Origin of the sequence: Pseudahrensia aquimaris, from assembly GCF_042676045.1 — a bacterium.
GTDB classification, from domain to species: Bacteria; Pseudomonadota; Alphaproteobacteria; order Rhizobiales; family Rhizobiaceae; genus Pseudahrensia; species Pseudahrensia aquimaris.
Genome location: NZ_JBHTJV010000003.1, coordinates 815,263 through 839,172, shown reverse-complemented (window position 1 = coordinate 839,172; position 23,910 = coordinate 815,263). Strand labels below are relative to the sequence as shown.

The following is a 23,910-nucleotide window of genomic DNA, read 5'->3' as shown; positions in this document are numbered from 1 at the left end:
AAAAGGGGCGCCCGAAGCGCCCCTTTTTTCTAATTATTAGCTGACTGTCACAACCTGCGGAAGAATAATGCGCAGCGGCGTGCGGGGTGTATCGAACAGCAGTCCGACACCCTCAACCACGCCCTCCACCTTTGCTGGTTTGAAAGCGCTGCGCTCGCTGTCGCTGGCTTTGGCGCCTGTTGCTAGAGACGCGATGAGCAGAGCAGAGAAGGCAAGCTTCATGCCGAGATGTTTCATTGAAATTGCTCCGTAAGGGCTGTGGGTTCGCATATGCAACCCTCTGACGCTCAACTGGAGGCAAACCTCTCTCAGTGCCAATCGATTAATCAACAATTGCCTATAGAACTGCTCTATCAATCCAGCAGAATAAGTTCTTTCAGATGATTGCGCACGGTATTACGCACCAGTTCTGTGACGGCTTCAAACAGAGGCGCATGAACTGTTGTTGCACGCCAGACGATCGCAATCTGACGGCTGAGCGCTGGACCTTTCAAGTCAACCACTTCCATTTCACCTCGCGTTCCGACTTCGGAACGCACGTAAAGTGCTGGCAAAAAGGCGAGGCCAACGCCCATACCCACCATCAGCCGCAGGGTATCAAGACTTGTGCCTTCGTAGTCGCGCAACAATTCAGCACCGCATTGCTCACACAAATGCGCTACCTGATCGTGCAAATGATGCCCTGGCTCCATTGCAAGAATTTTCTCACCCGCCAAATCGCTTCGAGTAGCATTGCCTCGCACTGCAAGCGGATGGCCGGGGGCTGCGACCAGCTTTAGCGGCTCGCGAAACACAGACCGAACTGTAATGTCAGTGCTTGTAACGGGCAGGGGGACGACAGCGAGATCGTGATCGCCACCCATAAGATCACTCAACAAATCGCGCGGCTTTCCCTCTCGCACATAGAGTTTCAGATCCGGATGCTGGCTGTGCAGGCGCGGCACGATATGTGGCAGCAAATAGGGCCCCAGCGTCGGTGGCACACCCAGCCGCACGGTTCCGCGAAAGCCATGTGCAGAAGAGCGTGCCAAATCGCGGATATCCTGAACCTGCGCCAAAATTTTCTGGGATCGTTCAGCAATCTCGCGGCCGAGCGGCGTGAGCAACACCTTGCCCGACCCGCGTTCGATTAGAGAGGCACCCAACCGCTTTTCCAACTCCTGCAGTTGGGCCGAAAGCGTTGGCTGCGTAACATTGACCTTTTCCGCAGCGCGGCGGAAATGAAGCTCTTGCGATAGAGCGACCAAATATTCCAACTGACGAAGCGAAGGCATGAAAACTAGATCCGCGATTTTGATAGCGACTATCTATCGTATGGGTGGAATATTTCAATTGGCTTCTATCACGATAAACCACCAAATAAGGGACACAACGCGACGACAAGGTATAGGAGCCCTAGTCCCATGACATTTCTGGAATTTGTAGTCGTTCTTCTTGCATCCCCCCTTATTCTAGGATTGCTTTATGGCACATGGAAATTCAACATCGAAGATGATGGGGATCCATCCCCATTGATCAAAGCCCGCCCAAAAGCGAAGAGCAAACCCGCTCGCACGTCTCTGAGCCAAGCTACCCAATCTTGAACAGGACCGATTCTGTCGGCATTTCCTGATGAAAATCACCGATCTTTTTGAAGACCTTCTGGACGATGCCGAAGACCTATTTTCGGACAAAGCAAAAAAGCTGAAATCGAAAAAGCGCAAGCTTTTTTCAATCAAGTCCAAAGCCAAGGACCGTCTGGAAGATTGGTTGGAGGACGTTGTCGAGGGAAAATCCGCGGCCCCGACGAACGAAAAGTCCCCGAAAAACGAAAAGAAAAGCGACAGCCGCGAGCGCGATGAACGCAAGCCCTTCAAAATCAAAAAGAAGAAGGAGAAATCCTTCAAGGACCAGGGCTTGAAGCCTATTCAGTTTGGGCGCTCTGAAGCGCGTTCATCCGACCTCGGTCGCAGGGGGCATGAGAAGCCAAGACCTCATAACTTCGAGACGAACGAAAGTGCTATTGCCGCTGTACAAGTGGTCCAGAAGCCGCGCCAGATGCGGTGGTCCGGCACTCTTTAAATCTTCAAAACAGCGTCAAAGACGCACACCCTTCCGATCTTTGTGGAACTGTTTACGAACGCTCTCTACATAAATTTCAGAAAATACTGAAATTAGTGAAGGCGTCGAGATGCTCTCAAATCTGCAACAGGAATTCGTCCTTCATTTTGGCGAGATGGGCTCGCGCTGGGGCATCAACCGCACGGTAGGGCAGATCTATGCGGTTCTGTTTTTGAGCGAAGATGCGTTGAATGCTGACGAGATCGTTGAAGCACTTGGAGTGTCGCGCTCCAACGTTTCGATGGGATTGAAAGAGCTTCAAGCGTGGCAGCTTGTGCGTCTCAAACATATCACCGGAGATCGCCGCGATTATTTCACAACCCCGGATGATCTTTGGGAGATCGTTCGCACTCTGGTTGACCAAAGAAAGCAACGCGAAATCGATCCTACGCTGTCCAAGTTGCGCGAATTGCAGATGCAGCGCCCCACCGGCAAAGCGGATGCGCACGCGCACGCAAAGATTGAAGAACTGCATGAGCTGATTGAGCTTCTCACCGGCTGGTATGACGACATGAACAAGCTGGAAACGGAGCGCTTGGTTCAACTGCTGAAACTCGGCTCGAAACTGCAGAATATCATCGGAAAGACGGGCAAAATCATCCCGCTTGGCCGTAACAAGAAGGGCGCATAACGATGGACACACTAATTCTGTCGCGCATCCAATTCGGAGCGAACATCTCGTTCCACATCCTGTTTCCGACGATCACCATCGCGCTGGGCTGGGTGCTGCTTTTCTTCAAGCTGCGTTATAACAAAACGGGCGATGAAGGCTGGATGGACGCCTATCGCTTCTGGGTGAAGGTCTTTGCTCTGTCTTTCGCCATGGGTGTCGTTTCCGGCATCACGATGAGCTTTCAGTTCGGCACCAATTGGCCTGGCTTTATGGAAAAAGTCGGCAACATCGCCGGGCCTCTCTTGGCCTATGAAATCATGACGGCGTTCTTTTTGGAGGCCGTGTTCCTTGGTATCATGCTGTTCGGTTTTTCTCGCGTTCCTGGATGGCTTCACACCACTGCAACGTGCCTAGTGGCTATTGGAACCACAATGAGCACGTTTTGGATCATTGTGCTCAATTCGTGGATGCACACGCCTGCAGGCTTTGAAATGCGAGACGGCGTGGCCCACGCGACCGACTGGGCAGCCATCGTTTTCAATCCGTCCATGCCTTACCGCTTCACCCACATGATGCTTGCGTCAGGCCTCACTGTCGCTTTCCTTATCGCGGGTTTGTCAGCCTATCGTCGATTGCGCGGCGATTTTGACCGCTCGGTGAAATATGCTCTGCGCACGGGCGTGGTAATGGCGGCTTTGCTGATCCCCGTTCAAATCCTAGTGGGCGATCTGCACGGCCTCAACACGCTGGAACACCAGCCGCAAAAAGTTGCGGCGATGGAGGGCAATTGGGAAACACGCGGAAACGTGCCGCTGGTTTTGTTCGCCTTGCCGAACGAGAAAGAGCGCCGCAACGACTACGAGATTTCCATACCTAATGGCGCGAGCCTTATCCTCAAGCACTCCGCCGAAGGGGTCGTGCCGGGCCTCAACGATTTTATCGCTGAAGACGGCACCCGCATGCATCCACCCGTGGCGCCGGTCTTCTGGGGGTTCCGCGTGATGGTTGGCACCGGAATGGCAATGTTGGCGCTCTCTTGGTTTGCAGCCTTCTTTATGTGGAGGCGTGGTAGTGACGCCTTCAACAAGCCAATTCTGTATTCCTTCCTTGCGATGAGCTTCTCAGGCTGGTTGGCTACTTTGGCGGGTTGGTACACCACTGAAATCGGTCGCCAGCCATGGCTTGTGCAGGGTGTGATGACCACCGCCGAAGCCGTAGCAGACGTGCCTGCTGGGATGGTGCTGTCGACACTGATTGCATACCTCACGGTCTACGCATTGCTGATCGCCGCCTACGTCGGAGTGCTGTTCCACCTGGCCGCTAAGGCCTCCCGAGGAGAATCCCTGCAGCCAATGACACCATCCTCTGGCGCTGCCGGTCCGGCGCTGGTTCCGGCGGAGTAGAGCGGATGAACCTTTTCGGCGATCCTGCAATTTGGCTGCCTCTTGCTTTCGCTGCGTTGATGGGCACGTCGATCCTCATCTACGTGGTGCTGGATGGCTTTGATCTTGGTGTCGGCGTGCTTTCTCCGCTGGCGCAAGACCATCAGCGCGACCGTATGATCGCTTCCATCGGTCCGTTCTGGGACGCCAACGAAACGTGGCTGGTGCTTGCAACAGGTTTGTTGCTTGTGGCTTTCCCGATGGCACATGGCGCGATTCTAACCGCGCTGTATCTACCAGTGGCCATCATGCTGATAGGGCTCATCCTTCGTGGTGTGGCATTCGAGTTCCGCGCCAAGGCACGCGTGAAACGCAAGCACTTATGGGACCGCGCCTTCTTTGCTGGTTCCTTGATGACCTCGCTGTCTCAGGGCTTTATGTTGGGCTTGTATATCGTCGGCCTTGAATGGACATGGCCCAACATCTTGTTTGCCAGCATCACAGCGGTTTGCCTCACGGCAGGCTACGCATTCATCGGCGCGGCTTGGCTCATCATCAAGACAGAAAACAAGTTGCAGGCCAAAGCGGTGCGCTGGGCGCAATTGGGGCTTTTCGGCATCATCGGCGGCCTGATCGCCGTATCCGCTGCAAGCCCGCTCGTCAGCCCCCGAATCTTCGACAAATGGTTCACGTTCCCTGAAGTATTCTTTCTCGCGCCCTTGCCAATTATGTCGATCGCGCTGGTTGCAATGCTGTTCATCGCGCTGAAACACTTGCCGGACGAGGCGGACCGTTGGCGTCACGTGCCCTTCATTTGCGCCACTGCATTGTTTGCGCTGGCTTTCGCTGGGCTGGCCTATTCGTTCTATCCCTATGTCGTGCCGGAAAAGATCACGCTGTATGAAGCTGCAAGCGCGCCGGAGAGCTTGTTCATCATTCTGATCGGGACGATGTTTGTGCTGCCCACTATCCTTGCCTACACCGCGCTCTCCTACATTGTTTTTCGCGGCAAAGCGCAGGACTTGCGTTACGATTAATGCCCCGGGGCGTTGCACAAAAAAGTTGCCTCGCCCCGTGGAAACCTCCGCCAAACCGTGCGAACCTTTCGCCGAAGCGTTGCTCGGGAGGCTGCGCGTAAGTGGAGGAACACATATGAAACTCGCCAAATCAATCATGGCGGCAGGCTTTGCCGCGCTCATGGCAACAAGCTCCGTCAAAGCTGCTGAAAACCTAACCGGAGAAACGGCCTCACCAGGCGGTTCCATTAACTTGTCGATGGTGCATCTGGCCGAGATCGCTGCTGAACGCGGCATTGCCAACATCCAGGTTTCAGATGGCCAGACACTGACCAACTCGATTCAAAGCGTTGCTGAGGGCAAAACTGACATTGCCGGAACGCCCTACATTTTGCCATTCCTACTGGCTAAAGGCCGCGGCCCTTATTCTAAGCTGGGCGCAGAGAAGGGCGCGGAACTCGCGTCAAACCTGCGTGCGCTCTATCCTGTGACGCTGGGAATTTTCACGCTGTATGCCTACGATTCCAAAGGTCTTAAAGGCTGGGACGATCTGGAAGGCAAAACCATCTACAACGGCCCGCCTCGCGGCGGCGCTCTCACCAACGCACGCTCCATCCTTCAGCTCGTTTCAGGCATCAAGGAGGGTGACGGCTACAAGGGCGTTCAAACCAACTGGGGCCAAGCGACCAAAACCATCATGGATGGTTCTGCCGACGCTGTGGTTCTGCCGGTTTTGTTCCCAGACAGCCGAATCACGCAAGCAGTCTCGTCGGGCAATATGACCATGTGGTCAGTGCCAATCGAAAAATGGAACTCAGAGCCATTTCAGAAATATCTTCGCGCTCCTGGCTCTGCACCGTTTGAAATCAAGTTGTCGGAAGCTGTGCAGCCCAATGGCGTGACCGTGATTTCCGAAGACGACACCTTCCGTGGGTTGGCAACGATTGGCGGCGACATCGTCAACAAGAATATGCCGTTTGAACTCGCCAAGGCACTGACCAAGGCTCACATCGAGACGCTGGATCGTTTGAAAGCGAAAGCGCCTTTCGCCGCTCAAGCCGGTTATGGGGTTGTCGATATCGTCAAGTCAGGCATGTGCGGTCCCAATCCGCTGAAATACCACGCTGGCGCTGTTGCCGCATGGGAAGAAGCCGGTTTCAAAATCGAAGATTGCGCCAAGCCCGCCGGTTAAGGCCATTTGACGCGAAGCGATTTGGGCGGCTGACTTTTCAATAAAGTCGGTCGCTCATTGGCGTCCTGAAGGGTGGGGCAAACGATGGCGAACGAGGCATCATCAGCACAAGTGGAGCAAACCGTTCCAGCCGATCTTGGCCAAAAGATCGTCTATTGGCTTGCCCTCGCGCTGGTGATCGTCGGCCTGCTTAATTCCATGCCCGGTATTCCCGGTCTTGATGAAATCGGTGTCAGCCTGACCGGATGGAACGAATTTACGCTCCGTAAATATCCCTACGAAACTTTCTACCCCATCGTCTTTGGCGTGATGATGCTGATCGTTGCGCTGCAGCACTCGGTGTGGCGCGAATACAAAGGCCGCTCGCCGACAAAGGGTAAGCTTGGCTTGCTGCTTGACGCTGCGCTGGTCATCGCTGCTTTCTCCATCGCTCTTACCTATATGGTCGAAATCGAAGCGGTTTGCTTGATTGACCAGATCACAGGTGAGCGGGCGGAACTGATCGCCCGCAGCCTTGCGGAAGAGCGGGAATTTGCTGAGCTTTACGGCCTCCCCGTACCGGATACAGTCGAAGACCCCCAATGCATCAACACGACCGGCGGGTGGCTTGTCGCCATCATCGGGCTGTCGGTTTTGGTTTTCCTTGCTTACAACGTGAAGGTCTGGGGACTGCCGCTCGTGATCGTGGCTATCGCTGTTGCCGCCTATACGGTCATCACAATTCTCGTATGGTACTTCCACGGCCCTGACGACATCAACAAATATTTCATGACTAAGATCGGTGGCGAACCGCGTCTGCTGTCCGACGGCAGGCCGCGCCTGCACGATGCGCTGGTCAACAATGCGTCCGGCCTTTTGGGCCGGTTCATGGACATCATTCTCAACACGGTATTCCCCTATATCGTCCTCGGCGGACTGTTCGGCCAATCTGCCGGCGGACGTTCGCTGATCAAGTTGGCCTTCCGCTGGACGCGCAATCTGCGCGGTGGCCCCGCACACGCGGCCATCGTTTCGTCTGCCATGTTCGGTACGATTTCCGGTGGACCGGTGGTCAATGTCTTGTCCACCGGCGTTCTTACCATTCCGATGATGATCAAACGCGGTTTTTCCAAGGTTTTTGCAGGCGGTATGGAAGCGGCGGCTTCATCCGGCGGCTCCATCATGCCGCCCGTCATGGGGGTTGCGGCCTTCATTTTGGCGGCATTAACCGGTGTTCCCTATCGCGAGGTCATCATCGCAGCCATCATTCCCGCTGTTGCCTATTTCTTGTGTTTGTTCCTCTCAGCCATTTTTCAATCACGCAAACAGAATATTGAAGCCATCGGCGAATTGACCGAGGACATGATGTTGTCACGCGCCGACAAGCTGAATCTCGTGATGATCTTCGCCCCTATCGCGCTGATACTGGTGCTGTTGTTGACGCCGAAAGAGGCTGTGGGTTGCGGCTTTATCGCTTCGCTCTTCGGCGTTCAAACATCTGTTTCAAACGGCGCCTGCTTGGCGACAGACCTGCCTTGGATTTTGCAGGTCGTGCAAAACTCTGTCGGTGATGCGGGCAGCGCTGGTTGGTGGGCCGTTGTTTTACTGTGTGGGCTGCTTTTCCTGGACAAAGGCATGCGCGAAAAGCCGACCAAATTGCTCACCGCTTTTTCCGATTCTGGCATATTGATTTCCACGCTTTACCTGATGTTCCTTGCAGTCTCGATTATCGACTTCTGTCTCAAGCTTACAGGCTTGTCCGACTTCATCGCGCTCGATGTTCTGGGCTGGCTGCGTTCGTTCGATTTGGGCGGTGGGGGCTCACTGTTCTTCCAGTTCCTAGCACTGTTCACAACGATGGCTTTGGCGGTTCTGCTCGGCATGGGTATGCCAGCCGTGCCAGCCTATATAAATGTGGCGTTGCTCATGGGTCCTGTATTGGCAGGCTTGGGCCTATCGATCTTCACCGCTCATATGTTTATCTTCTATTTCGCAGTTGCCTCGGCGATTACTCCGCCGGTTGCAATAGCCGCTTTTGCGGCGGCAACGATCACGAAGGCTGAACCGATGGCAACCGGATTTTCTGCCGTGCGCTCGGGCATCGTGATGTTTGTTATTCCATTCGTCTTTGCGATGTATCCGGAGATATTGCTCATTGAGGCCGCTCAGATTGATCCCGCGTCCGCTGTGGGCGCAGTGAGCTATCTTCCCGGTTATGACGGACAGATTTACTTTGGCGCTCTGGCTGTTTTGCTGTGCAAACTTGCACTGGCGCTCTATTTGCTGGCGAGTGCGCTCAGCGGTTTTGATCGCAGCGCGCTTACCAAATGGGAGCGTGTGTTGCGTCTGGCACTGGCAGCTTTCATCATGTCTGGGACGACGCTGATTTTTGCATCAGCTATTTTGGCCGCAACATTGCTGTTGGTCTATCACGCCGCACAGAGCAAAAAACGCCAAGCCGCTATGGCGTGATGCAGTCAATGATGCAGCGCGCTGTCATTAAATCCAAATGGGCGCCGCCACCGTTTTTGAAAACCGTGATGTCATTGGCTGTCTCGCGCTTCGCTTGAGCGCCGACCAATTGATAAAGATCCGCCAAGACGTCTTCCTGTGATATAACGCCAGCCTCCAAAGGAATTTTCAACTCGCCAATGTGGTGCAGCGTCGTGTCAAAGCTGTCTACGAACAGCCTTGCTTTCAGCAAGAGCGCATCATCCGCCTCCCGCATATCCGCTTTGAACGCGCCGATAAGATCGACGTGTGTTCCCGGCTTGACCCATTTTCCCATAAGCATCGGTTGAGTGCTCATAGTGGCGCATGAAATGACGTCAGCCCGTCCGCACGCGACTTCCAGATCTTCGGCCACTTCCACGGCAATGCCTCGTTGACTGCACGCTTTCGCTAGATCCTGCGCCCGTTGCCGTGTCCTGTTCCAGATTTTGATCTTTGTCAGATTTGGCAGCACTTCGCGGTAGGCATCTACCAGTTTTGCAGCAACGCTTCCCGCGCCGATAATCAGTAGGCTCTCGCTATCTGGCCGAGCGAGCAGCTTTGCACCCAACACGGAGTCCGCTGCCGTTTTCCAATTGGTGATCAAGCCGCTGTCAATGATCGCTTCAAGTTGCCCATGAACGTCTTCAAAAACCAACATCGCACCGTGAATTGTTGGCATGTCTTTGCCAGCATTCTCGGGAAATACCGAAACCGATTTCACCCCAAAACCCAACCCGTCGATCCATGCAGCGCGGCTGAGCAAAGTGTCGGGTGTACGGTTAACAAACTGATCGCTAATCAGCGCTTTTGGCAGTTGATGGCCAGCCTCTATTGCCGCAACAACCTTGCTCCAGTTCAACGCGTTTCCCACACTCTCATCAGTGATCATCTGCATGTTGGTCTGTCCGTTTGCGCGTTGCATCAGACCTCAACAATCGCACACCGCCATCGATGCGCCAACGGCCCGCTACACTGCTGCGGCATCGAGCCGATTGACCAATACAAGGCCGACAGTCATTGAAACAACAGAACCACCCGGCGCATTCGCTCAAACCAACCAGCCATGTCAGATTTTGCAGCTTATCTCGCGCTCTTCCTTGCCGCCTTCGTCGCTGCAACGCTTTTTCCTGCACAGTCAGAAGCGGTGTTGGTGGGCATGCTCGCCAGTGATCGCTATTCGGTCGTTGCGCTGGTCGTGGTCGCCAGCGTGGGCAACACGTTGGGTTCGGTGGTCAATTACTGGTTGGGCCGTTGGGTCGAGACGTTCAGTGACCGCAAGTGGTTCCCCGTTCGCGCAGCCGCTTTGGAGAAAGCGAAAGACTGGTATCGCCATTATGGCCGATGGTCCTTGTTGCTCGCATGGGCGCCGTTCATTGGGGACCCGATCACAGTCGCCGCAGGTGTTCTGCGCGAACGGTTCTCGATCTTTCTGGTGTTGGTCGCGATTTCGAAAACCTGCCGCTACATCGCGCTGACAATACTAACCCTTGGATGGTTCGGCACGGCTTAGGTGATGCGGACTGATTCTCGTTAGCGTCAGTTGTTTTTTGTTCGCTTTTCAGTCGAAGGCCATAAAGCGAAGGCTTGATGAAGACAGAAAAATGATGGTGCCCGGGGGCGGAATCGAACCACCGACACGCGGATTTTCAATCCGCTGCTCTACCCCTGAGCTACCCGGGCACGACAGGGAAACGAATTTACCTGCCATCTGCCTCAAAGGCTGGGTGTCGCCCATTGAAGCCAGCGCGTTATAGCATTTGCGTTTGGGCTGTCCAGCGCGTTTTCGCGCCCATCATGCGGTTTGTTGGTGGATTGAATTTTTGGTTCCAATAAACGGGCCTTGCACTTCATTCGCCGTCGGAAGACTGCTCGTCTCCAGAGCCGGAAATTGTGTAGCCACCGCTCAACCATTCACCCAGATCAAGGTCTGCGCATCGCTTGGAGCAAAAGGGATAGGTGCCGCGCTGGCTCGGCCGTTCGCATTGGGGGCAGGGGACAGCCTTTCGCAAGGGCGTTACTGTGGCTGCGGTAGCTTTTTTGGAATCAGTCATAGGCCGTCGCGAAGTATCAGATGCCGGTGTTGAGCCAATTGTGGTGGGTGGCGTAGCCTTCACCCTGTAACATCGTGACCGTTTCATAGAGCGGCAGGCCCACAACGTTGGTATAAGAACCGATAAGCTTAACCACGAACGAACCCGCAATGCCTTGGATGGCATAGCCGCCGGCTTTGCCGCGCCATTCTCCCGAAGCGAGATAGGATTCCAGTTCGTCCTTAGAGAGCTTTTTGAAGCGTACACGCGTTTCAACGAGCCGATGCCGCATGGCGCCTTTTGGCGTGACCAGCGTTAGCCCGGTGTAAACACGGTGAGCGCGGCCAGACAGAAGCCGCAGGCACATCGAAGCCTCGTCGAGCATCTCTGCCTTTGGCAATATGCGGCGGCCGGAGGCCACTACTGTGTCAGCAGCCAAAATATAGCTACCTTCCAGATCGCCGGACCGCTCCATCTTTTGCACTGCGAGCTCTGCCTTTTCGCGCGCTAAGCGTTTAGCGAGCGAGCGCGGAGCTTCAGATTTCAGCGGCGTTTCGTCGGCATCAACAGGCGTAAGCAAATCAGGCTCAAGCCCGGCTTGCTGCAAAAGCGCAAGACGTCTTGGCGAGCCTGAGGCGAGAATGAGTTTAGGGCGTGTTGCCATCTGGTTACGACCCGGAAGCGCATCTGTTGGTGCGCTGTCATTACATCAAGTTTTCGCAAACCAGAACAGTATCGGGCGATAAACGGACAGATTTTGCAAAATCAGCACTTCGGCGGCGCGGCTTAGGCCGCGTTCGCCTATTTGAAGCGATAGGTGATACGGCCTTTGGTCAGGTCGTAGGGAGTCATTTCCACCAGCACTTTGTCGCCCGCGAGAACGCGAATACGGTTCTTGCGCATGCGACCAGCTGTGTGGGCGATGATTTCATGATCGTTTTCCAGTTTCACCCGGAACGTCGCGTTGGGGAGCAATTCGCTCACGGTGCCTGGAAATTCCAGAACTTCTTCTTTTGCCATACGGGGCACTTTTCCTTCAATTTGGTCTTAATCGCGCCATTGGCGCGGGCAGCAGGAATATTAAATCCAACTCCGCCGCGCCCCATATGGGATAAAAGGCGGTCAAATGCTAGTGTTTTGCTGAAGCGCTAGCATCAAGCGGTTAATCGCGCCGTTTAGGCGGTTGGTGCAAAATGCTCGTCAATCCGTTTTGATATCTGATCACGGACTGCACGATATGCGGCTAGCATCTGATCGCGCGAACCTTGCACTACTGTTGGGTCGTCAGCCGGCCAGAAAAGAACTTCGCCGAATTCCAGCAGTTTGGTCTCCTGCACAGCCTCATGGGCTTCGCGCGAGAAAGCGATCACAAGGTCAAACCACGTGTCGTCCAGTTCTTCCAGAGCCTTTGGCACATGATCTGCCATGTCCATGTCCAACTCAGCCAAAACGGCGGTCACAAAGGGGTCTACAGTTCCTGTTCGGATGCCTGCGCTGTCGGCGAAGACGCGTTCGCCAAACTTTTTGCGCATCAGAGCTTCTGCCATCGTGGATCGTATGACGTTGTGATTGCACATAAGCAGCACGGATGCTGGAAGGTTTTTGCTCTGGTCGCTCATCCTCCGCTAGCCCCGCCAGTGCAAAACGCAGATCAGCGTGAACAAACGCCGTGCCGTATCGAAATCAATGACGATCTTACCCGCAAGCCTGTCCTGCAAAGTCTCGGAGCCTTCGTTGTGGAGACCGCGTCGGGCCATATCGATGGATTCAATCTGGCTGGGTGTCGCAGATCGAATCGCCTCGTAATAGCTTTCGCAAATTTGATAATAGTCTTTCACGATCCGCCGAAACGGTGTCAGCGACAAAATGTGGGTTGAAATGTCATTGTCGTCCAAATCGCGAATAGCGAAGACCAACCGTTGTTCAACAACGCTTAGCGTTAGCTTGTAGTGTGGTTTGGCATCGCCCTCGATCACATGGCCCACGGGCCAAAATGAATTTTGCTCGATGAGGTCGAAAATCGCCACAGCGCGTTCGTGTTCAATGTCTGCATTTGCACGGCCGATCGTTGTCTCGTCGAGAACCACATCGACCAGACAGGCGTTTTCAGGCGCATTTGGAGTATCGGCGCTCAACCAGCTTCTCCCGTCTCCAGGCCATCGCCAGCGTGGCGTGGACGGCGGCTTGCCTCCCATACCCCACCAACATCGGTCAGTTGCGCTTCGATGCATTCCACATCAAGCGCCAGCGCCGCGTTTCCGGCGAAGGTAAGCGTAATGGTTCCCGATGGACTGTGATCTTCACCGCTATCCGAAAAGGTTATCGCCAGCAGAGAAAGTACGCCGCCGGTGGCCGCAGCTTCCATGCCTTTGCGACGTGCTGCTGTCACGCGGTCAATGTTGAGCGCTGAAAGGCGGCGTTCTTTGGGAGCGAAAAAACGGCGCAGCGCGCCTTTCTTTTCCCAGACATAGCGGTTGAGTGTCAGCGTAACTCGTCCGCGCTTGGAATCGTATTCCACCTGATCCAGCTTCGTCAGCGAGTCCTGCGCCAAGGCCGATAAGACCGTCAGATCGGTTTGATCCAGAGCTGCCATTTTCAGGGAGTCGGTCATGATGGCGTGTCATTTCCGTCGATGCGGGGCAGGGCGCGCCCCTCGCACAAAATCTTGAGCCACTGGTAAGACGAAGGGTGCGGCGTGGCAAGTGGATTGGGCGGCTTGGCAGCAGTTCACCGCCGCTTAACCATTCTCATTTACCAATTTCAGTGCATCGCTTGTGTTTGCGGTGAGCCCTTTTGTTTTGCGTTCCGGGTGTATTTGTTTTGCGTAAGCCTTTTTCGGCCCGTTTGGCCGCCACCATCGCCACGACCTTGCTGTGCTCTTTCTCAAGTGCCGCGATAGCCGCCTGTAAACCGGACGCGCTGGGTACCCATCGCATCATCACGCTCGATCCTGCCGATCACAAGCGTTTCGTCGGCCACGAAAAACGCCTTGGTCTTCGTGCCAAGGAAGTTATCCTCACGTTTGACGATGGCCCGCGTAAAGGTACGACGCAGAGCATTCTCGACACGCTTCAAGACGAATGCGTGAAGGCAACTTTCTTTGCGGTCGGAAATATGGCCCGTGGCAACCCGAAGCTGACAAAGCGCATCGTCGCCCACGGTCATACTCTGGCGCACCACACACAGGGTCACGAGAGGCTCCCCAAATATTCAATATCGCAGGCGCGTCAGCATATCGAGACAGGTATGGCCGACGTCGAGAAGGCGGCCTACGGCGTGTACGATGGTGCACCACGCGTCCCGTTCTTCCGCTACCCATATTTGGCGCGTAACAAAGCCACGGATCGAATTGTTGCGAGAAAAGGCCTGATCGCATTTGATGCCAATATCGACAGCCTCGACTGGAAAAGGGTTGGACCGGACGAGGTTCACAACCGCATCATGCGGATCCTGCGCCGTGAGGGAAAAGGCATCATCTTGATGCACGATATTCAGCATCGCACCGCGAAAATGCTTCCTCGCCTGCTGCGCACGCTTAAAGACGAAGGTTACAAGGTCGTGCACATGGTCGGGCCAGACACCGTGCCAGTTGCGCCGGTCGAAGACACCCCAGTTGTTGTCGCGACAACACAGCCGGATACGCCGACTGTGACCAAGGCTTCTGCGCCTCCACGTCCCCCGCAGGTTATCGCCGCGAATTCGCCTGTCTGGCGATATACTCAACAGCAGTCGCGACAACTTATCGAGCAGGCGCTGGCTGATATGGCGCCACCCGATGCCATCGTCACGGTGCCGCCAAAAACAAAAGCGCTGGCGGCCAAGCCAAAGGTGCCAAAGCTGCGCACGACACAAGTTGCACTGAACTTTCAGAAATCGCGCGAACAACCCTCTGACCATCGCCGCTGGAAACTGCGCCCGTCCAACTGGATACTGCGTTAGCGCTTAGCGGTCTTAAGCCCGTCCACATAGTCTTTGTGAAACTCGCCATAGCCCTGCGACACTGAACCCAAATGGGATTGTGCAATCTCGTGCAGTTTCGGCAGCTTGTGGAAAGGCACAGTTGGCATGGCGTGGTGTTCAGCGTGATAGGGCATGTTCCACGCGATAAAGCGAATGGCTGAATTTGTCAGCGTTGTGCGCGAATTCTCCAGCATATTCGCCACCATCGGACAGCGTCCGTGTTCGGCCAGCAGATAAAGCCGCAAGACTGGCTGGCCCAAAATGGCAGGAATGACCCACAGCCACAGCAACGCGGTTGACGAGACAAAAAAGCTTGCCAACGCCAGCGACGCATAAAGCGTCAGCATTACTCTCGCTTCCAACCGAATACGCCCGGTCGCTTTCTCCGGCACGTAGGCTGACATGGTCCGATTGGTTGCGTTGCCGAGAGTGACTTTGATCATCGCCCACCACAGCGGCAGCCCGCTCACATGAAACACGTATTGCGCAAGCGTCTCCGGCTTTCCGCCCTCCAGCTCCGGGTCGTTATCCGGGTCTTGCGTGTGGCGGTGATGGGCGAAGTGAAAATAACGAAACCACAATGGTGGTACGATCAGAACGACGCCGGCAACACGGGCAACCCACGTGTTCAGCCACTCGCTCGCAAAGGCGGTTCCGTGGGTTGCCTCGTGCTGCGCTGTAAACAGAAAAACCAGCATGACACCGTGCAAAAACAGCATACCCTGCCAGAGCGGCCAAGAGGCCATGATCCACGTGCCGGAAGCTGCCAGCAGCAGCACATGCGCCGCTAGCCGAATCAGCCCCGCGCGGTCGTTGCGGCTCTGCAAATCTTGGCGGGCTGCATCGTCGAGCGAGGCGATCAGGCTGCGTTGGTCGAATATCCTATCGGTCAATATTCGTAACCAACAACAATATGCTCGTCATTTTCATCGTTCAGTTTTCCCGGCGGCGATGTTACCCGTGAGTCTAGGGCGCGGGGCCGAGAACAATCAAGAAGGGAAGCGTTGATATGGCGGATCATGGATATGAAGCAGGCAGGTTGAACCTCCCTTTTGTTGGCATAGCCACATTCGGCAAAAACGACATTTGCGCAGATTGGGATAACCTTAAAGCTGATGTTGCAGTGCTCGGCGCGCCTTTTGATTTCGGCACACAGTTCCGCGCCGGCGCTCGCTTTGGACCACGCGCGATTCGGGAGGCCTCGACCCTGTTCTCGTTTGGCCATGCGGGTGCCTATGACCATGAGGACGACGCGACCTATCTGCCCGAGAGTGTCAAAATCGTGGATATGGGCGATGCCGATATCATTCACACCAATACCGAAAAAAGCCACGCGAACATTGAATTGGGCGTTCGCAAAGCGCTGGCGGCTGGCGCTCTTCCCGTGGTCATGGGTGGTGATCATTCGGTCAACATTCCGTGTATCAACGCCTTTAGTGATGAGAAGCCGTTTCATCTCGTGCAGATCGATGCACATCTTGATTTCGTCGATGAACGCCACGGCGTTCGCAACGGTCACGGAAACCCAATGCGGCGTGCGGCGGAAAAAGACTACGTCACGGGCCTGTCACAATTTGGCATCCGCAACGTCTCATCTACCGCCAAAGAGGGCTATGAAGCAGCGCGTGCTATGGGCTCCGACATCCAATCCGTCCGACAATTCAGAGCGCAGGGCGTGAAGAAAATGATCGAACGTGTGCCAGAAGGTGTGCGGGTTTACGTCACCATAGACATAGATGGTTTTGACCCCTCCATTGCACCGGGCACCGGGACGCCAAGCCATGGCGGCTTTGTCTACTACGAAGTGCTCGAATTCCTGCAAGGGCTCGCCAAGCGCAACACTATTGTTGGCATTGATTTGGTGGAGGTCGCACCTGAATACGATCACACAGGCTCCACTGCCACGCTGGCGGCGCAAGTCCTGTTGAATTTCCTGGGTTTCATCTTCCACGCTCATGGCCACCGCTAGGACGCAGTCGCGACAATCCAAAGCGGTTTGGACTGTTGACGGCTGGCTAACTTTTGTATTTGTTTCGTTTTGGAATGGTGAGGACAGTCGGCTCAGCGCTTTAGTTCGCTTGGAGCAGGCAAATTATAAGGAAGCGCCGATTTGAGTTTGGCAGCCGAGCAGCAAGCGTCTGGTAGTGTATCGCAGGGTTCTGACTCAGGCGGATTCGTCCGTTTCGAAAACGTTCAAAAAAGCTATGACGGCGAAATTCTCGTCGTAAAAGACTTGAATCTTGATATCCCACGCGGCGAATTCCTTACCATGTTGGGCCCATCTGGCTCCGGTAAAACCACATCACTTATGATGCTCGCCGGTTTCGAACCTGCAACCCACGGCGAGATCTACCTCAACGGCGAATCCATCAACAGTGTGCCTCCCAACAAACGCGGCATCGGGATGGTTTTCCAAAACTACGCCTTGTTTCCTCATATGTCGGTGGCCGAAAATCTGGCCTTTCCGCTTAAGGTTCGTAAAATGGGCCGTGCAGAAATCGAGGAGCGCGTTCAACGCGCACTCGATATGGTGGAGCTGCCCGAAATGGGTGGTCGCCGCCCCGCACAATTATCCGGCGGTCAGCAGCAACGTGTCGCCGTGGCTCGTGCGCTGGTTTTCGATCCCGCGCTCATCTTGATGGACGAACCACTCGGCGCACTCGACAAGCAATTGCGCGAACAGATGCAATACGAGATCAAGCACATCCATGAAAATCTCGGTGTTACAGTTGTCTACGTCACGCACGACCAATCAGAAGCACTAACTATGTCGGATCGGATTGCGGTGTTTGAAGACGGCGTAATCCAGCAATTGTCGACGCCAGATGAACTCTACGAACGTCCGGAAAACTCTTTCGTTGCGCAGTTCATAGGCGAAAACAATAAGCTGAATGGAACCATCAAAGAGTCGAAAAAAGGCATCGCCAAAGTTGAACTCGATGGCGGTGGCATGGTCACAGCAGCAGCGGTGAACATTGGCTCAAACGGCTCTCGCACCACGCTTTCGCTCCGGCCGGAACGTGTCGAAATCGAACCTAAGGCAGGATCGGTGCCCAACATCCTGACGGGTGTGATCAAGGAACTGATTTATCTCGGCGACCATATCCGCACGCGGATGGAAGTTGCTGGTAACGACGAATTTATCGTCAAAGTGCCTAACAGCGCGGGGAATAAGCCTCTCGCGGAAGGCAAAAAAGTCAAAGTTGGATGGAAAGCCGAGGACTGTAGAGCCCTCGATCCAATCAGCTAAAGGCTTCACAATCCGGCCTATGCGAAAGCATTGCGCCGTAAACGGTTGGCTCCCCTAAACGCCAATCATTTCAACAGGGAGAAACGAAATGAAATTCACCAAACTTCTTACCAGCACTGCTGTAGGCGCTGCATTGGTTCTTGGTGCAACATCGGCTTATGCCGGTTCGCACGCTAAAGAACTGACTGTCGTGTCATGGGGCGGCGCTTACACCAAGTCTCAGGTTGAAGCTTATCACAAGCCGTATATCGAAAAGACCGGTGTCAAGATCAACTCTGAAGACTACAACGGCGGCATCGCCGAGATTAAAGCTCAGGTCGAAGCCGGCAACGTAACGTGGGACATCGTGGACGTTGAACTGTCCGATGCCATCCGCGCTTGCGATGAAGGTTTGCTGGAAACTATCGATCATTCGCAATTGCCTCCGGGTGCAAACGGCAAGCCTGCCACGGAAGACTTCCTTCCCGGCACCCTTTATGATTGCGCCGTTGCAAACATCGTGTGGTCAACAATCTTCGCCTACGACAAGTCGAAAATGCCTGAAGGTCCAAAGACCATGGCAGACTTCTTCGACCTGCAGAAGTTCCCCGGCAAGCGTGGCCTTCGCAAAGGCGCCAAAGTGAACCTGGAGTTCGCTCTTATTGCTGATGGCGTGCCAGCCAAAGACGTCTATTCAGTTCTGGCCACACCAGAAGGTATCGACCGCGCTTTCGCCAAACTTGACACGATCAAAGATCAGGTCGTGTGGTGGGAAGCTGGCGCACAACCGCCACAGCTTCTGGCCGATGGCGAAGTTGCTATGACAACGGCTTACAACGGCCGCATCTTCAACGCTGTTGCTGGCGAAGGTAAGCCGTTTGAAATCGTTTGGGACGGTCAGGTTTGGGATTTGGATCTCTGGGTCATCCCCAAAGGTGCCAAAAACAAAGACACCGCAATGGACTTCCTGAAGTTCTCCACGTCCACAGAGCAGCTCGCTGCACAGGCTTCTTACATCTCATACGGTCCTGCCCGCATGTCGTCTTCGCCGCTCGTCGGCAAATACTACAGCGCAGACATCGACATGGGTCCACAGATGCCAACGAACCCGGACAATCTGACAAACGCTGTTCAGAACAACTTTGAGTTCTGGGCGGACAACTCTGACCAACTCACCGAGCGTTTCAACGCTTGGTTGGCTCAGTAACAGGTTTCCGAACCTTTCGCGGAGCGCGGTTTATCCCGCGCTCCGCATTCCTGTTGCCGTTTCAATCCGCGCCGCTAAGGCACGACGCCGATTGAAACGTCAGTGAACACACTGCCAAACAAGATGCTGTGGCGATCACGCTCAACAGTACATTTGGCAAGGGGAGTGAACAGCCGATGAGCGATGCCGCCATCGAATCCGCATTTGGCCGAGGCAACACCGGCAATTCAACCTCTCTCGTGGATGAGCAGGGGCGGCTGTTGGCTTTTGACGGCACGCCGCTGAAAGCCAAACTTGCCAAAACCACACGCCGCATGAAGCTCAAGGCATTTCTGCTGACAGTTCCACTGGTTCTGTTTTTGTTGGTCAGCTTTGTGTTGCCCATCGGTCAGATGCTGATGCGCGGCTTTCACAATCCGACCGGCTCCGACGTAATGCCGAATTTCGCCCAAGTTATTGAAACGTGGGACGGGCAGGGCATTCCGGGCGAAGACATTATGGAAGTCTTTGTCAAAGATTTGGCCGCCGCTCGCAAAAACCGCGAAGTTGGTAAAACGGTTGGCAACCTCGCCACCCGCGTCAACTATGAAATACCGGGCTCGCGCAGCCTTTTCACGAAGACTGCGCGCCGCGCGGACAAAATCACCGAAGGCCCGTATTTCGAAGCATTGGTGGCGATTGATAAGCGTTGGGACAGCCCACTCCTATGGCAAACGCTGCAACGCGTGACCAAAGATTACACACTGGCTTTCTTCCTAGCTGCGACAGACCGCAAATACGGCGCGGACAACGAAATTGTCATGGCCGAAGAACTTTACCAGATCTACTTGCCAATTCTCTGGAAAACCATTTGGCTTTCCGCGCTGATAACGCTGTTGTGTTTTTTGATCGCTTATCCGGTCTCATATCTGCTGTCCACGCTGCCGTTACGCACGTCAAACTTGCTGATGATCCTCGTGCTGTTGCCTTTCTGGACATCGCTTTTGGTGCGCACATCGGCGTGGATCGCAATGTTGCAGAAGGAAGGCATACTCAACAATATCTTCGTCTATCTCGGCTTCATTTCTGACGATAACCGGGTGCAGATGATCTATAATATTCAAGGCACCGTAATTTCGATGGTGCACATTCTGCTGCCATTCATGATACTGCCGCTATACTCCGTTATGAAAACCATCCCGCCGAGCTACATGCGCGCTGCACGTTCTATGGGAGCTACCGGCACGTATGCGTTCACACGAGTGTACTTCCCACAGACAATTCCCGGCATAGCCGCCGGCACACTGCTCGTCTTCATTCTGGCGATTGGCTACTACATTACGCCCGCTCTTGTTGGTGGCAGTGATGGCTTGCTGATATCCAACCTTATCGCCGACCACATCAAGAAAACGCTTAACTGGTCGCTTGGCGCAGCTTTGGGAGCGATCTTGCTGACAGTGGTGCTGATTTTCTACTGGCTCTACAACAAGCTGGTCGGCGTTGATAATCTGAAGTTCGGGTAACGCGATATGTCTGACACATTCAAAGCTCCCGGTTTTCTAGCGCTGCTTGGCGCAACTGCATTGTTCCTGGCGTTCACGCAGTCGATCGGTGGAACGATTGGGTTTCTGATCATCTTTGGGATTCCTTATTTCGCAATGAAGGAACTCCCACCTTATGCGACGACGCTCGACAAAGTTGGCAAATACGCATTCCTTGCGCTGTGCACCTTGATCTTCATTTTCCTGATCATGCCAATCCTCATCATTGTGCCTCTGTCGTTCAACGCTGAGCCGTATTTCTCTTTCACCGAAGGCATGATGACGCTGGACCCGGCGGCATATTCGCTTCGCTGGTATCAGGACATATTCCGTTTTGGCATGACCAATCCAGACGGCACAGAAGGCTGGTGGAGTGATATGTGGAACAACGCCACATGGATACGCGCTGTCCGCAACTCCTTCTTCCTTGCGATCATGTCCACCATAGTTGCAACCGTTCTGGGCACTCTGGCAGCGCTTGGCCTGTCACGCCCCGAAATGCCGTTCCGCTCTGCGATCACCAGCCTGCTCATTTCGCCCATGATCGTGCCATTGGTTATTACAGCAACTGGCATGTTCTTTTTCTACGGTTTGACGATGAAGGGCGTGTTGCCCGGCTACGAAAACGGCTTGGTGAACACCTATCTTGGCCTCACCCTCGCACACGCCACGCTTGGCGTTCCGTTTGTCATCATTACGGTCACAGCAACCTTGTCGGGCTTTGATCGTTCTCTGATCCGTGCCAGCCAAGGTTTGGGTGCGAACGGTTGGACAACCTTCACAAAGGTAATCATGCCGCTCATCCTGCCAGGCATGATATCTGGAGCACTGTTCGCCTTTATCACTTCGCTTGACGAGGTCGTCGCCGTGATTTTCATGGCAGATGTGAGCCAACGCACCATTCCGCGCCAAATGTTCTCAGGCTTACGCGAACAAATCAGCCCCACCATTCTGGCTGTGGCAACCATTCTGGTTTGCATGTCGATTGCGTTGCTGACAGCGGTCGAATTGCTGCGCCGCCGTGGCGAACGTCTGCGCGGATTGTCACCGGGCTGATCTTCGGATTTAAAAACCCTACTATGCGTTCGTCGTAAGGGCGGTTAGTTCCATTCCTTAAGAACGGCATCAAAGTCTTGTGGGCTCATATTCGTTTCTGGCAGTTCTGGCACAACCCCGTTATAGCGCGGCGCAGGCGCTGGCTGCATCACGCCGCCAGATTTTCGCAAAGCCTGCCGCGTCGCAACATGTCTATCGCGCGGTGCTTCTTCCATTGAAAGCACGGGCGCAACACAGGCATCGCTGCCGTCAAACACTTTCTCCCAATGCGCGCGGGTGTGAGATTTAAATCGTGCCGCAATTTGGCCGCCCAACTCCTCCCAAACCGCTTTGTCGTAGCGCTTGGCAATCAAATCAGACTTGAGTTCCAGCTTCTCAACCAGTTCCTGCCAAAACGGTTCCTCGATTGCACCAACCGCCATCCAGCCTCCGTCGCTGGTTTCATACGTGCCGTAAAACGGTGCACCGCCGTCGAGTAAATTGTCCGATCGCCCACCATCCCAAAGACCTTGCGCTTTCAACCCGTAGGTCATGGTCATCAACAGCGCGGCACCCTCCACCATCGCGGCATCCACAACACTGCCTTTCCGCGAAGTTTTGGCAGCCAGCAGGGCGGATACCATGCCAAACGCCAGCAACATGCCGCCGCCGCCAAAATCGCCAATCAGGTTGAGCGCAGGAACTGGCCCGCTAGTCTTCGATCCCACCGTATCCAGCGCGCCGGTAAGCGCGATATAGTTGATGTCATGTCCGGCGCGTTTGGCGAGTGGCCCGTCTTGCCCCCATCCCGTCATGCGCCCGAACACAAGCGCAGGATTAATCGTGTGGCACTTTTCCGGCCCCAGCCCCAAGCGTTCCATCACTCCTGGGCGAAACCCTTCGATCAGCCCATCAGCCTTTTCGATTAGTGCTAAAGCTTTTTCGACGTCATCTGCATCTTTGAGATCAAGCTCCACTTTGCGACGCCCCCGCAACAGTGGGTCAGAATCGGAGCGGGACGTGCCGATATCGCGCCCGCCTGGCTTTTCTATGCGAATGATATCGGCCCCATGATCGGCCAGCATCATCGCGCAAAACGGACCCGGCCCAATAGACGCTATTTCAACAATTCGGATGCCAGCAAGAGGTTTCATGGGAGCGTCTTTCAAGGAGAGTTGCGCCGCTCCTGCGAAGGGGAGCAGCCGAAATGGGTGCGGTAACTTTGGGCGAAATAGGAGTGCGAGGTAAACCCCGTCGACAGCGCAACATCCAAAATCGGAGCGTTTGAATGGCGCAACAGTTCTCGCGCACGCTCCAGCCGCACGCTCATATAATACCGTCCCGGAGTTGAGTTGAGGTGTCGCAAAAAAAGGCGTTCCACCTGGCGTAAAGACAGCCCGACCTGCCGCGCAATTTCCAGTGCGGGCATGGGCTCTTCCAGATTTTCTGCCATTATAGCGACCGCTCTTTGCAGCTTTTCGGATTTGCCTGCCAGGTCACGCTCCGGCCCAACGCGCTGGCGGTCAAGGCTGGTGCGAATGCGCTCGTGCTGAAACTGGTTTGCCACTTCGTTGGCCAAGCGCGAGCCGAAATCCGCGTCGATGATTTGCAGCATCAGGTCGATGGATGTCGTGCCACCCGCCGAGGTGAAGCGGTTCCGGTCGATTTCATAAACATTGCCGGTGCAAATAACGTCTGGGAATGCATCCTGAAACGACGCACGGTTTTCCCAGTGGATCGTACACTTGTAGCCGTTCAGTAATCCGGCTTGCGCCAGAATATGAGAACCGATGGAGAGCCCGCCCACGGCGCCACCACGTCGCGCCCGCTCGCGCAATTTCGCCAATAAATGCGATTGCCCTTCAACCTGCGTGCGGTAGCCAGCGCAAATAAATAGGATATCGCAGTGGCCAAGCGTATCGATGGAAGCCTCAACGTTGACCTCCATCCCGTTGGAAGCGCGCACCGGTCGACCATCGACAGATACGGTCTTCCACACGTAATAGTCCCGCTTGGCGAGGCGGTTTGCAGAACGTAGGGGGTCAATAGCAGCAGAGAAACAAAGCATGGAAAACTTGTCGACGATCAAAAATGCAATCGTCCGCTGTGCTTGCGTCGCTGCTTCCCCGGTCTCTCTTCCAGAGTTTTGCATGG

General features: G+C 54.7%; 25 protein-coding genes and 1 tRNA gene. 13 read left to right on the top strand and 13 right to left on the bottom strand.

All coding sequences use genetic code 11. The annotated features are described in order from the left end of the window. Window positions 1-36: 36 nt before the first annotated feature. Together ACFQ14_RS07410 and ACFQ14_RS07405 are read right to left on the bottom strand one after the other, a co-directional pair. Entirely contained in the window at window positions 37-237 is a 201-nt protein-coding gene (locus ACFQ14_RS07410) for a hypothetical protein (protein ID WP_377212057.1), read from the bottom strand. A 116-nt stretch (window positions 238-353) separates the two neighbouring features. After that, the gene (locus ACFQ14_RS07405; RefSeq protein WP_377212056.1) at window positions 354-1,274 is read right to left on the bottom strand and encodes a hydrogen peroxide-inducible genes activator; all 921 of its coding nucleotides are present in this window, start codon (window positions 1,272-1,274) and stop codon (window positions 354-356) included. Between the two features lie 337 nt (window positions 1,275-1,611). On the opposite strand from ACFQ14_RS07405, the gene ACFQ14_RS07400 reads away from it, so the two are divergent. From ACFQ14_RS07400 to ACFQ14_RS07375, 6 genes are all read left to right on the top strand, one after another. Further along, complete coding sequence (locus ACFQ14_RS07400) at window positions 1,612-2,061, top strand: hypothetical protein (protein WP_377212055.1); 450 nt, start codon at window positions 1,612-1,614, stop codon at window positions 2,059-2,061. Between the two features lie 109 nt (window positions 2,062-2,170). Then, window positions 2,171-2,731: a GbsR/MarR family transcriptional regulator gene (locus ACFQ14_RS07395; protein WP_377212054.1), complete on the top strand. Its 561-nt coding sequence runs from the start codon at window positions 2,171-2,173 to the stop codon at window positions 2,729-2,731. Between the two features lie 2 nt (window positions 2,732-2,733). Continuing rightward, window positions 2,734-4,116: a cytochrome ubiquinol oxidase subunit I gene (locus tag ACFQ14_RS07390; protein WP_377212053.1), complete on the top strand. Its 1,383-nt coding sequence runs from the start codon at window positions 2,734-2,736 to the stop codon at window positions 4,114-4,116. Between the two features lie 5 nt (window positions 4,117-4,121). Then, on the top strand, window positions 4,122-5,132 hold the full coding sequence (locus ACFQ14_RS07385; protein WP_377212052.1) for a cytochrome d ubiquinol oxidase subunit II: 1,011 nt from the start codon (window positions 4,122-4,124) through the stop codon (window positions 5,130-5,132). 115 nt (window positions 5,133-5,247) lie between these two features. Beyond that, complete coding sequence (locus ACFQ14_RS07380; RefSeq protein ID WP_377212051.1) at window positions 5,248-6,303, top strand: TAXI family TRAP transporter solute-binding subunit; 1,056 nt, start codon at window positions 5,248-5,250, stop codon at window positions 6,301-6,303. An 84-nt stretch (window positions 6,304-6,387) separates the two neighbouring features. Continuing rightward, complete coding sequence (locus tag ACFQ14_RS07375) at window positions 6,388-8,754, top strand: TRAP transporter fused permease subunit (RefSeq protein ID WP_377212050.1); 2,367 nt, start codon at window positions 6,388-6,390, stop codon at window positions 8,752-8,754. Here the strand turns inward: ACFQ14_RS07375 and ACFQ14_RS07370 are convergent. After that, the gene (locus tag ACFQ14_RS07370) at window positions 8,744-9,697 is read right to left on the bottom strand and encodes an ornithine cyclodeaminase family protein (RefSeq protein ID WP_377212049.1); all 954 of its coding nucleotides are present in this window, start codon (window positions 9,695-9,697) and stop codon (window positions 8,744-8,746) included. The genes ACFQ14_RS07375 and ACFQ14_RS07370 overlap by 11 nt on opposite strands. A 141-nt stretch (window positions 9,698-9,838) precedes the next feature. Between ACFQ14_RS07370 and ACFQ14_RS07365 the strand changes: the two genes are divergently transcribed. Then, window positions 9,839-10,285, top strand: a complete 447-nt coding sequence (locus ACFQ14_RS07365) for a YqaA family protein (protein ID WP_377212048.1) — start codon at window positions 9,839-9,841, stop codon at window positions 10,283-10,285. Window positions 10,286-10,380: 95 nt separating this feature from the next. Here the strand turns inward: ACFQ14_RS07365 and ACFQ14_RS07360 are convergent. The 7 genes from ACFQ14_RS07360 to ACFQ14_RS07330 form a co-directional block, all read right to left on the bottom strand. Further along, a tRNA-Phe gene (locus ACFQ14_RS07360) sits at window positions 10,381-10,455 on the bottom strand. A 167-nt stretch (window positions 10,456-10,622) separates the two neighbouring features. Next, window positions 10,623-10,826: a DNA gyrase inhibitor YacG gene (yacG, locus tag ACFQ14_RS07355; protein WP_377212047.1), complete on the bottom strand. Its 204-nt coding sequence runs from the start codon at window positions 10,824-10,826 to the stop codon at window positions 10,623-10,625. A 16-nt stretch (window positions 10,827-10,842) separates the two neighbouring features. Next, complete coding sequence (locus ACFQ14_RS07350) at window positions 10,843-11,469, bottom strand: Maf-like protein (RefSeq protein WP_377212046.1); 627 nt, start codon at window positions 11,467-11,469, stop codon at window positions 10,843-10,845. A 137-nt stretch (window positions 11,470-11,606) separates the two neighbouring features. Next, a complete protein-coding gene (infA, locus tag ACFQ14_RS07345; protein ID WP_377212045.1) occupies window positions 11,607-11,825 on the bottom strand; it encodes a translation initiation factor IF-1 in 219 nt (72 codons plus the stop codon). Window positions 11,826-11,980: 155 nt separating this feature from the next. Beyond that, window positions 11,981-12,424: an arsenate reductase/protein-tyrosine-phosphatase family protein gene (locus ACFQ14_RS07340; RefSeq protein ID WP_377212044.1), complete on the bottom strand. Its 444-nt coding sequence runs from the start codon at window positions 12,422-12,424 to the stop codon at window positions 11,981-11,983. A 6-nt stretch (window positions 12,425-12,430) separates the two neighbouring features. Further along, the gene (locus tag ACFQ14_RS07335; RefSeq protein ID WP_377212043.1) at window positions 12,431-12,940 is read right to left on the bottom strand and encodes a UPF0262 family protein; all 510 of its coding nucleotides are present in this window, start codon (window positions 12,938-12,940) and stop codon (window positions 12,431-12,433) included. After that, window positions 12,937-13,416, bottom strand: a complete 480-nt coding sequence (locus ACFQ14_RS07330) for a DUF2948 family protein (RefSeq protein WP_377212042.1) — start codon at window positions 13,414-13,416, stop codon at window positions 12,937-12,939. Before ACFQ14_RS07330 ends, ACFQ14_RS07335 begins: the two co-directional genes overlap by 4 nt. Before the next feature lie 209 nt (window positions 13,417-13,625). On the opposite strand from ACFQ14_RS07330, the gene ACFQ14_RS07325 reads away from it, so the two are divergent. Next, window positions 13,626-14,744, top strand: coding sequence for a polysaccharide deacetylase family protein (locus ACFQ14_RS07325; protein WP_377212041.1), 1,119 nt, complete (start codon window positions 13,626-13,628; stop codon window positions 14,742-14,744). On the opposite strand, the gene ACFQ14_RS07320 is transcribed toward ACFQ14_RS07325, so the two are convergent. Beyond that, the gene (locus ACFQ14_RS07320; RefSeq protein WP_377212040.1) at window positions 14,741-15,658 is read right to left on the bottom strand and encodes a fatty acid desaturase; all 918 of its coding nucleotides are present in this window, start codon (window positions 15,656-15,658) and stop codon (window positions 14,741-14,743) included. The genes ACFQ14_RS07325 and ACFQ14_RS07320 overlap by 4 nt on opposite strands. A 116-nt stretch (window positions 15,659-15,774) precedes the next feature. On the opposite strand from ACFQ14_RS07320, the gene speB reads away from it, so the two are divergent. The 5 genes from speB to ACFQ14_RS07295 all read left to right on the top strand — a co-directional run bounded on the left by speB (window position 15,775) and on the right by ACFQ14_RS07295 (window position 21,777). Beyond that, complete coding sequence (gene speB, locus ACFQ14_RS07315; protein ID WP_377212039.1) at window positions 15,775-16,734, top strand: agmatinase; 960 nt, start codon at window positions 15,775-15,777, stop codon at window positions 16,732-16,734. 147 nt (window positions 16,735-16,881) lie between these two features. After that, window positions 16,882-18,015 (top strand): ABC transporter ATP-binding protein, encoded by a 1,134-nt coding sequence (locus ACFQ14_RS07310; protein ID WP_377212092.1) that lies wholly within the window; start codon window positions 16,882-16,884, stop codon window positions 18,013-18,015. An 88-nt stretch (window positions 18,016-18,103) separates the two neighbouring features. Then, entirely contained in the window at window positions 18,104-19,201 is a 1,098-nt protein-coding gene (locus ACFQ14_RS07305; protein ID WP_377212038.1) for an ABC transporter substrate-binding protein, read from the top strand. Between the two features lie 176 nt (window positions 19,202-19,377). Beyond that, window positions 19,378-20,703 carry an ABC transporter permease gene (locus ACFQ14_RS07300; protein WP_377212037.1) on the top strand — a complete coding sequence of 442 codons (1,326 nt, stop codon included), beginning with the start codon at window positions 19,378-19,380 and terminating at the stop codon, window positions 20,701-20,703. A 135-nt stretch (window positions 20,704-20,838) separates the two neighbouring features. Then, window positions 20,839-21,777, top strand: coding sequence for an ABC transporter permease (locus ACFQ14_RS07295; RefSeq protein ID WP_449301298.1), 939 nt, complete (start codon window positions 20,839-20,841; stop codon window positions 21,775-21,777). 44 nt (window positions 21,778-21,821) lie between these two features. On the opposite strand, the gene ACFQ14_RS07290 is transcribed toward ACFQ14_RS07295, so the two are convergent. Both ACFQ14_RS07290 and ACFQ14_RS07285 read right to left on the bottom strand, forming a co-directional pair. Continuing rightward, window positions 21,822-22,910, bottom strand: coding sequence for a CaiB/BaiF CoA transferase family protein (locus ACFQ14_RS07290; RefSeq protein ID WP_377212035.1), 1,089 nt, complete (start codon window positions 22,908-22,910; stop codon window positions 21,822-21,824). 11 nt (window positions 22,911-22,921) lie between these two features. Further along, window positions 22,922-23,908: a GlxA family transcriptional regulator gene (locus ACFQ14_RS07285; protein ID WP_377212034.1), complete on the bottom strand. Its 987-nt coding sequence runs from the start codon at window positions 23,906-23,908 to the stop codon at window positions 22,922-22,924. Window positions 23,909-23,910 lie beyond the last annotated feature (2 nt).

Coding starts and splice junctions, on each gene's coding strand:
- ACFQ14_RS07385 (WP_377212052.1), top strand. CDS start 4,122: ATGAACCTTTTCGGCGATCCTGCAATTTGGCTGCCTCTTGCTTTCGCT.
- ACFQ14_RS07375 (WP_377212050.1), top strand. CDS start 6,388: ATGGCGAACGAGGCATCATCAGCACAAGTGGAGCAAACCGTTCCAGCC.
- ACFQ14_RS07365 (WP_377212048.1), top strand. CDS start 9,839: ATGTCAGATTTTGCAGCTTATCTCGCGCTCTTCCTTGCCGCCTTCGTC.
- speB (WP_377212039.1), top strand. CDS start 15,775: ATGGCGGATCATGGATATGAAGCAGGCAGGTTGAACCTCCCTTTTGTT.
- ACFQ14_RS07395 (WP_377212054.1), top strand. CDS start 2,171: ATGCTCTCAAATCTGCAACAGGAATTCGTCCTTCATTTTGGCGAGATG.
- ACFQ14_RS07330 (WP_377212042.1), bottom strand. CDS start 13,416: ATGACCGACTCCCTGAAAATGGCAGCTCTGGATCAAACCGATCTGACG.
- ACFQ14_RS07370 (WP_377212049.1), bottom strand. CDS start 9,697: ATGCAACGCGCAAACGGACAGACCAACATGCAGATGATCACTGATGAG.
- ACFQ14_RS07390 (WP_377212053.1), top strand. CDS start 2,734: ATGGACACACTAATTCTGTCGCGCATCCAATTCGGAGCGAACATCTCG.
- ACFQ14_RS07300 (WP_377212037.1), top strand. CDS start 19,378: ATGAGCGATGCCGCCATCGAATCCGCATTTGGCCGAGGCAACACCGGC.
- ACFQ14_RS07380 (WP_377212051.1), top strand. CDS start 5,248: ATGAAACTCGCCAAATCAATCATGGCGGCAGGCTTTGCCGCGCTCATG.
- ACFQ14_RS07285 (WP_377212034.1), bottom strand. CDS start 23,908: ATGCAAAACTCTGGAAGAGAGACCGGGGAAGCAGCGACGCAAGCACAG.
- ACFQ14_RS07350 (WP_377212046.1), bottom strand. CDS start 11,469: ATGGCAACACGCCCTAAACTCATTCTCGCCTCAGGCTCGCCAAGACGT.
- ACFQ14_RS07340 (WP_377212044.1), bottom strand. CDS start 12,424: ATGAGCGACCAGAGCAAAAACCTTCCAGCATCCGTGCTGCTTATGTGC.
- ACFQ14_RS07305 (WP_377212038.1), top strand. CDS start 18,104: ATGAAATTCACCAAACTTCTTACCAGCACTGCTGTAGGCGCTGCATTG.
- yacG (WP_377212047.1), bottom strand. CDS start 10,826: ATGACTGATTCCAAAAAAGCTACCGCAGCCACAGTAACGCCCTTGCGA.
- ACFQ14_RS07400 (WP_377212055.1), top strand. CDS start 1,612: ATGAAAATCACCGATCTTTTTGAAGACCTTCTGGACGATGCCGAAGAC.
- ACFQ14_RS07405 (WP_377212056.1), bottom strand. CDS start 1,274: ATGCCTTCGCTTCGTCAGTTGGAATATTTGGTCGCTCTATCGCAAGAG.
- ACFQ14_RS07290 (WP_377212035.1), bottom strand. CDS start 22,910: ATGAAACCTCTTGCTGGCATCCGAATTGTTGAAATAGCGTCTATTGGG.
- ACFQ14_RS07410 (WP_377212057.1), bottom strand. CDS start 237: ATGAAACATCTCGGCATGAAGCTTGCCTTCTCTGCTCTGCTCATCGCG.
- ACFQ14_RS07295 (WP_449301298.1), top strand. CDS start 20,839: ATGAAGGAACTCCCACCTTATGCGACGACGCTCGACAAAGTTGGCAAA.
- infA (WP_377212045.1), bottom strand. CDS start 11,825: ATGGCAAAAGAAGAAGTTCTGGAATTTCCAGGCACCGTGAGCGAATTG.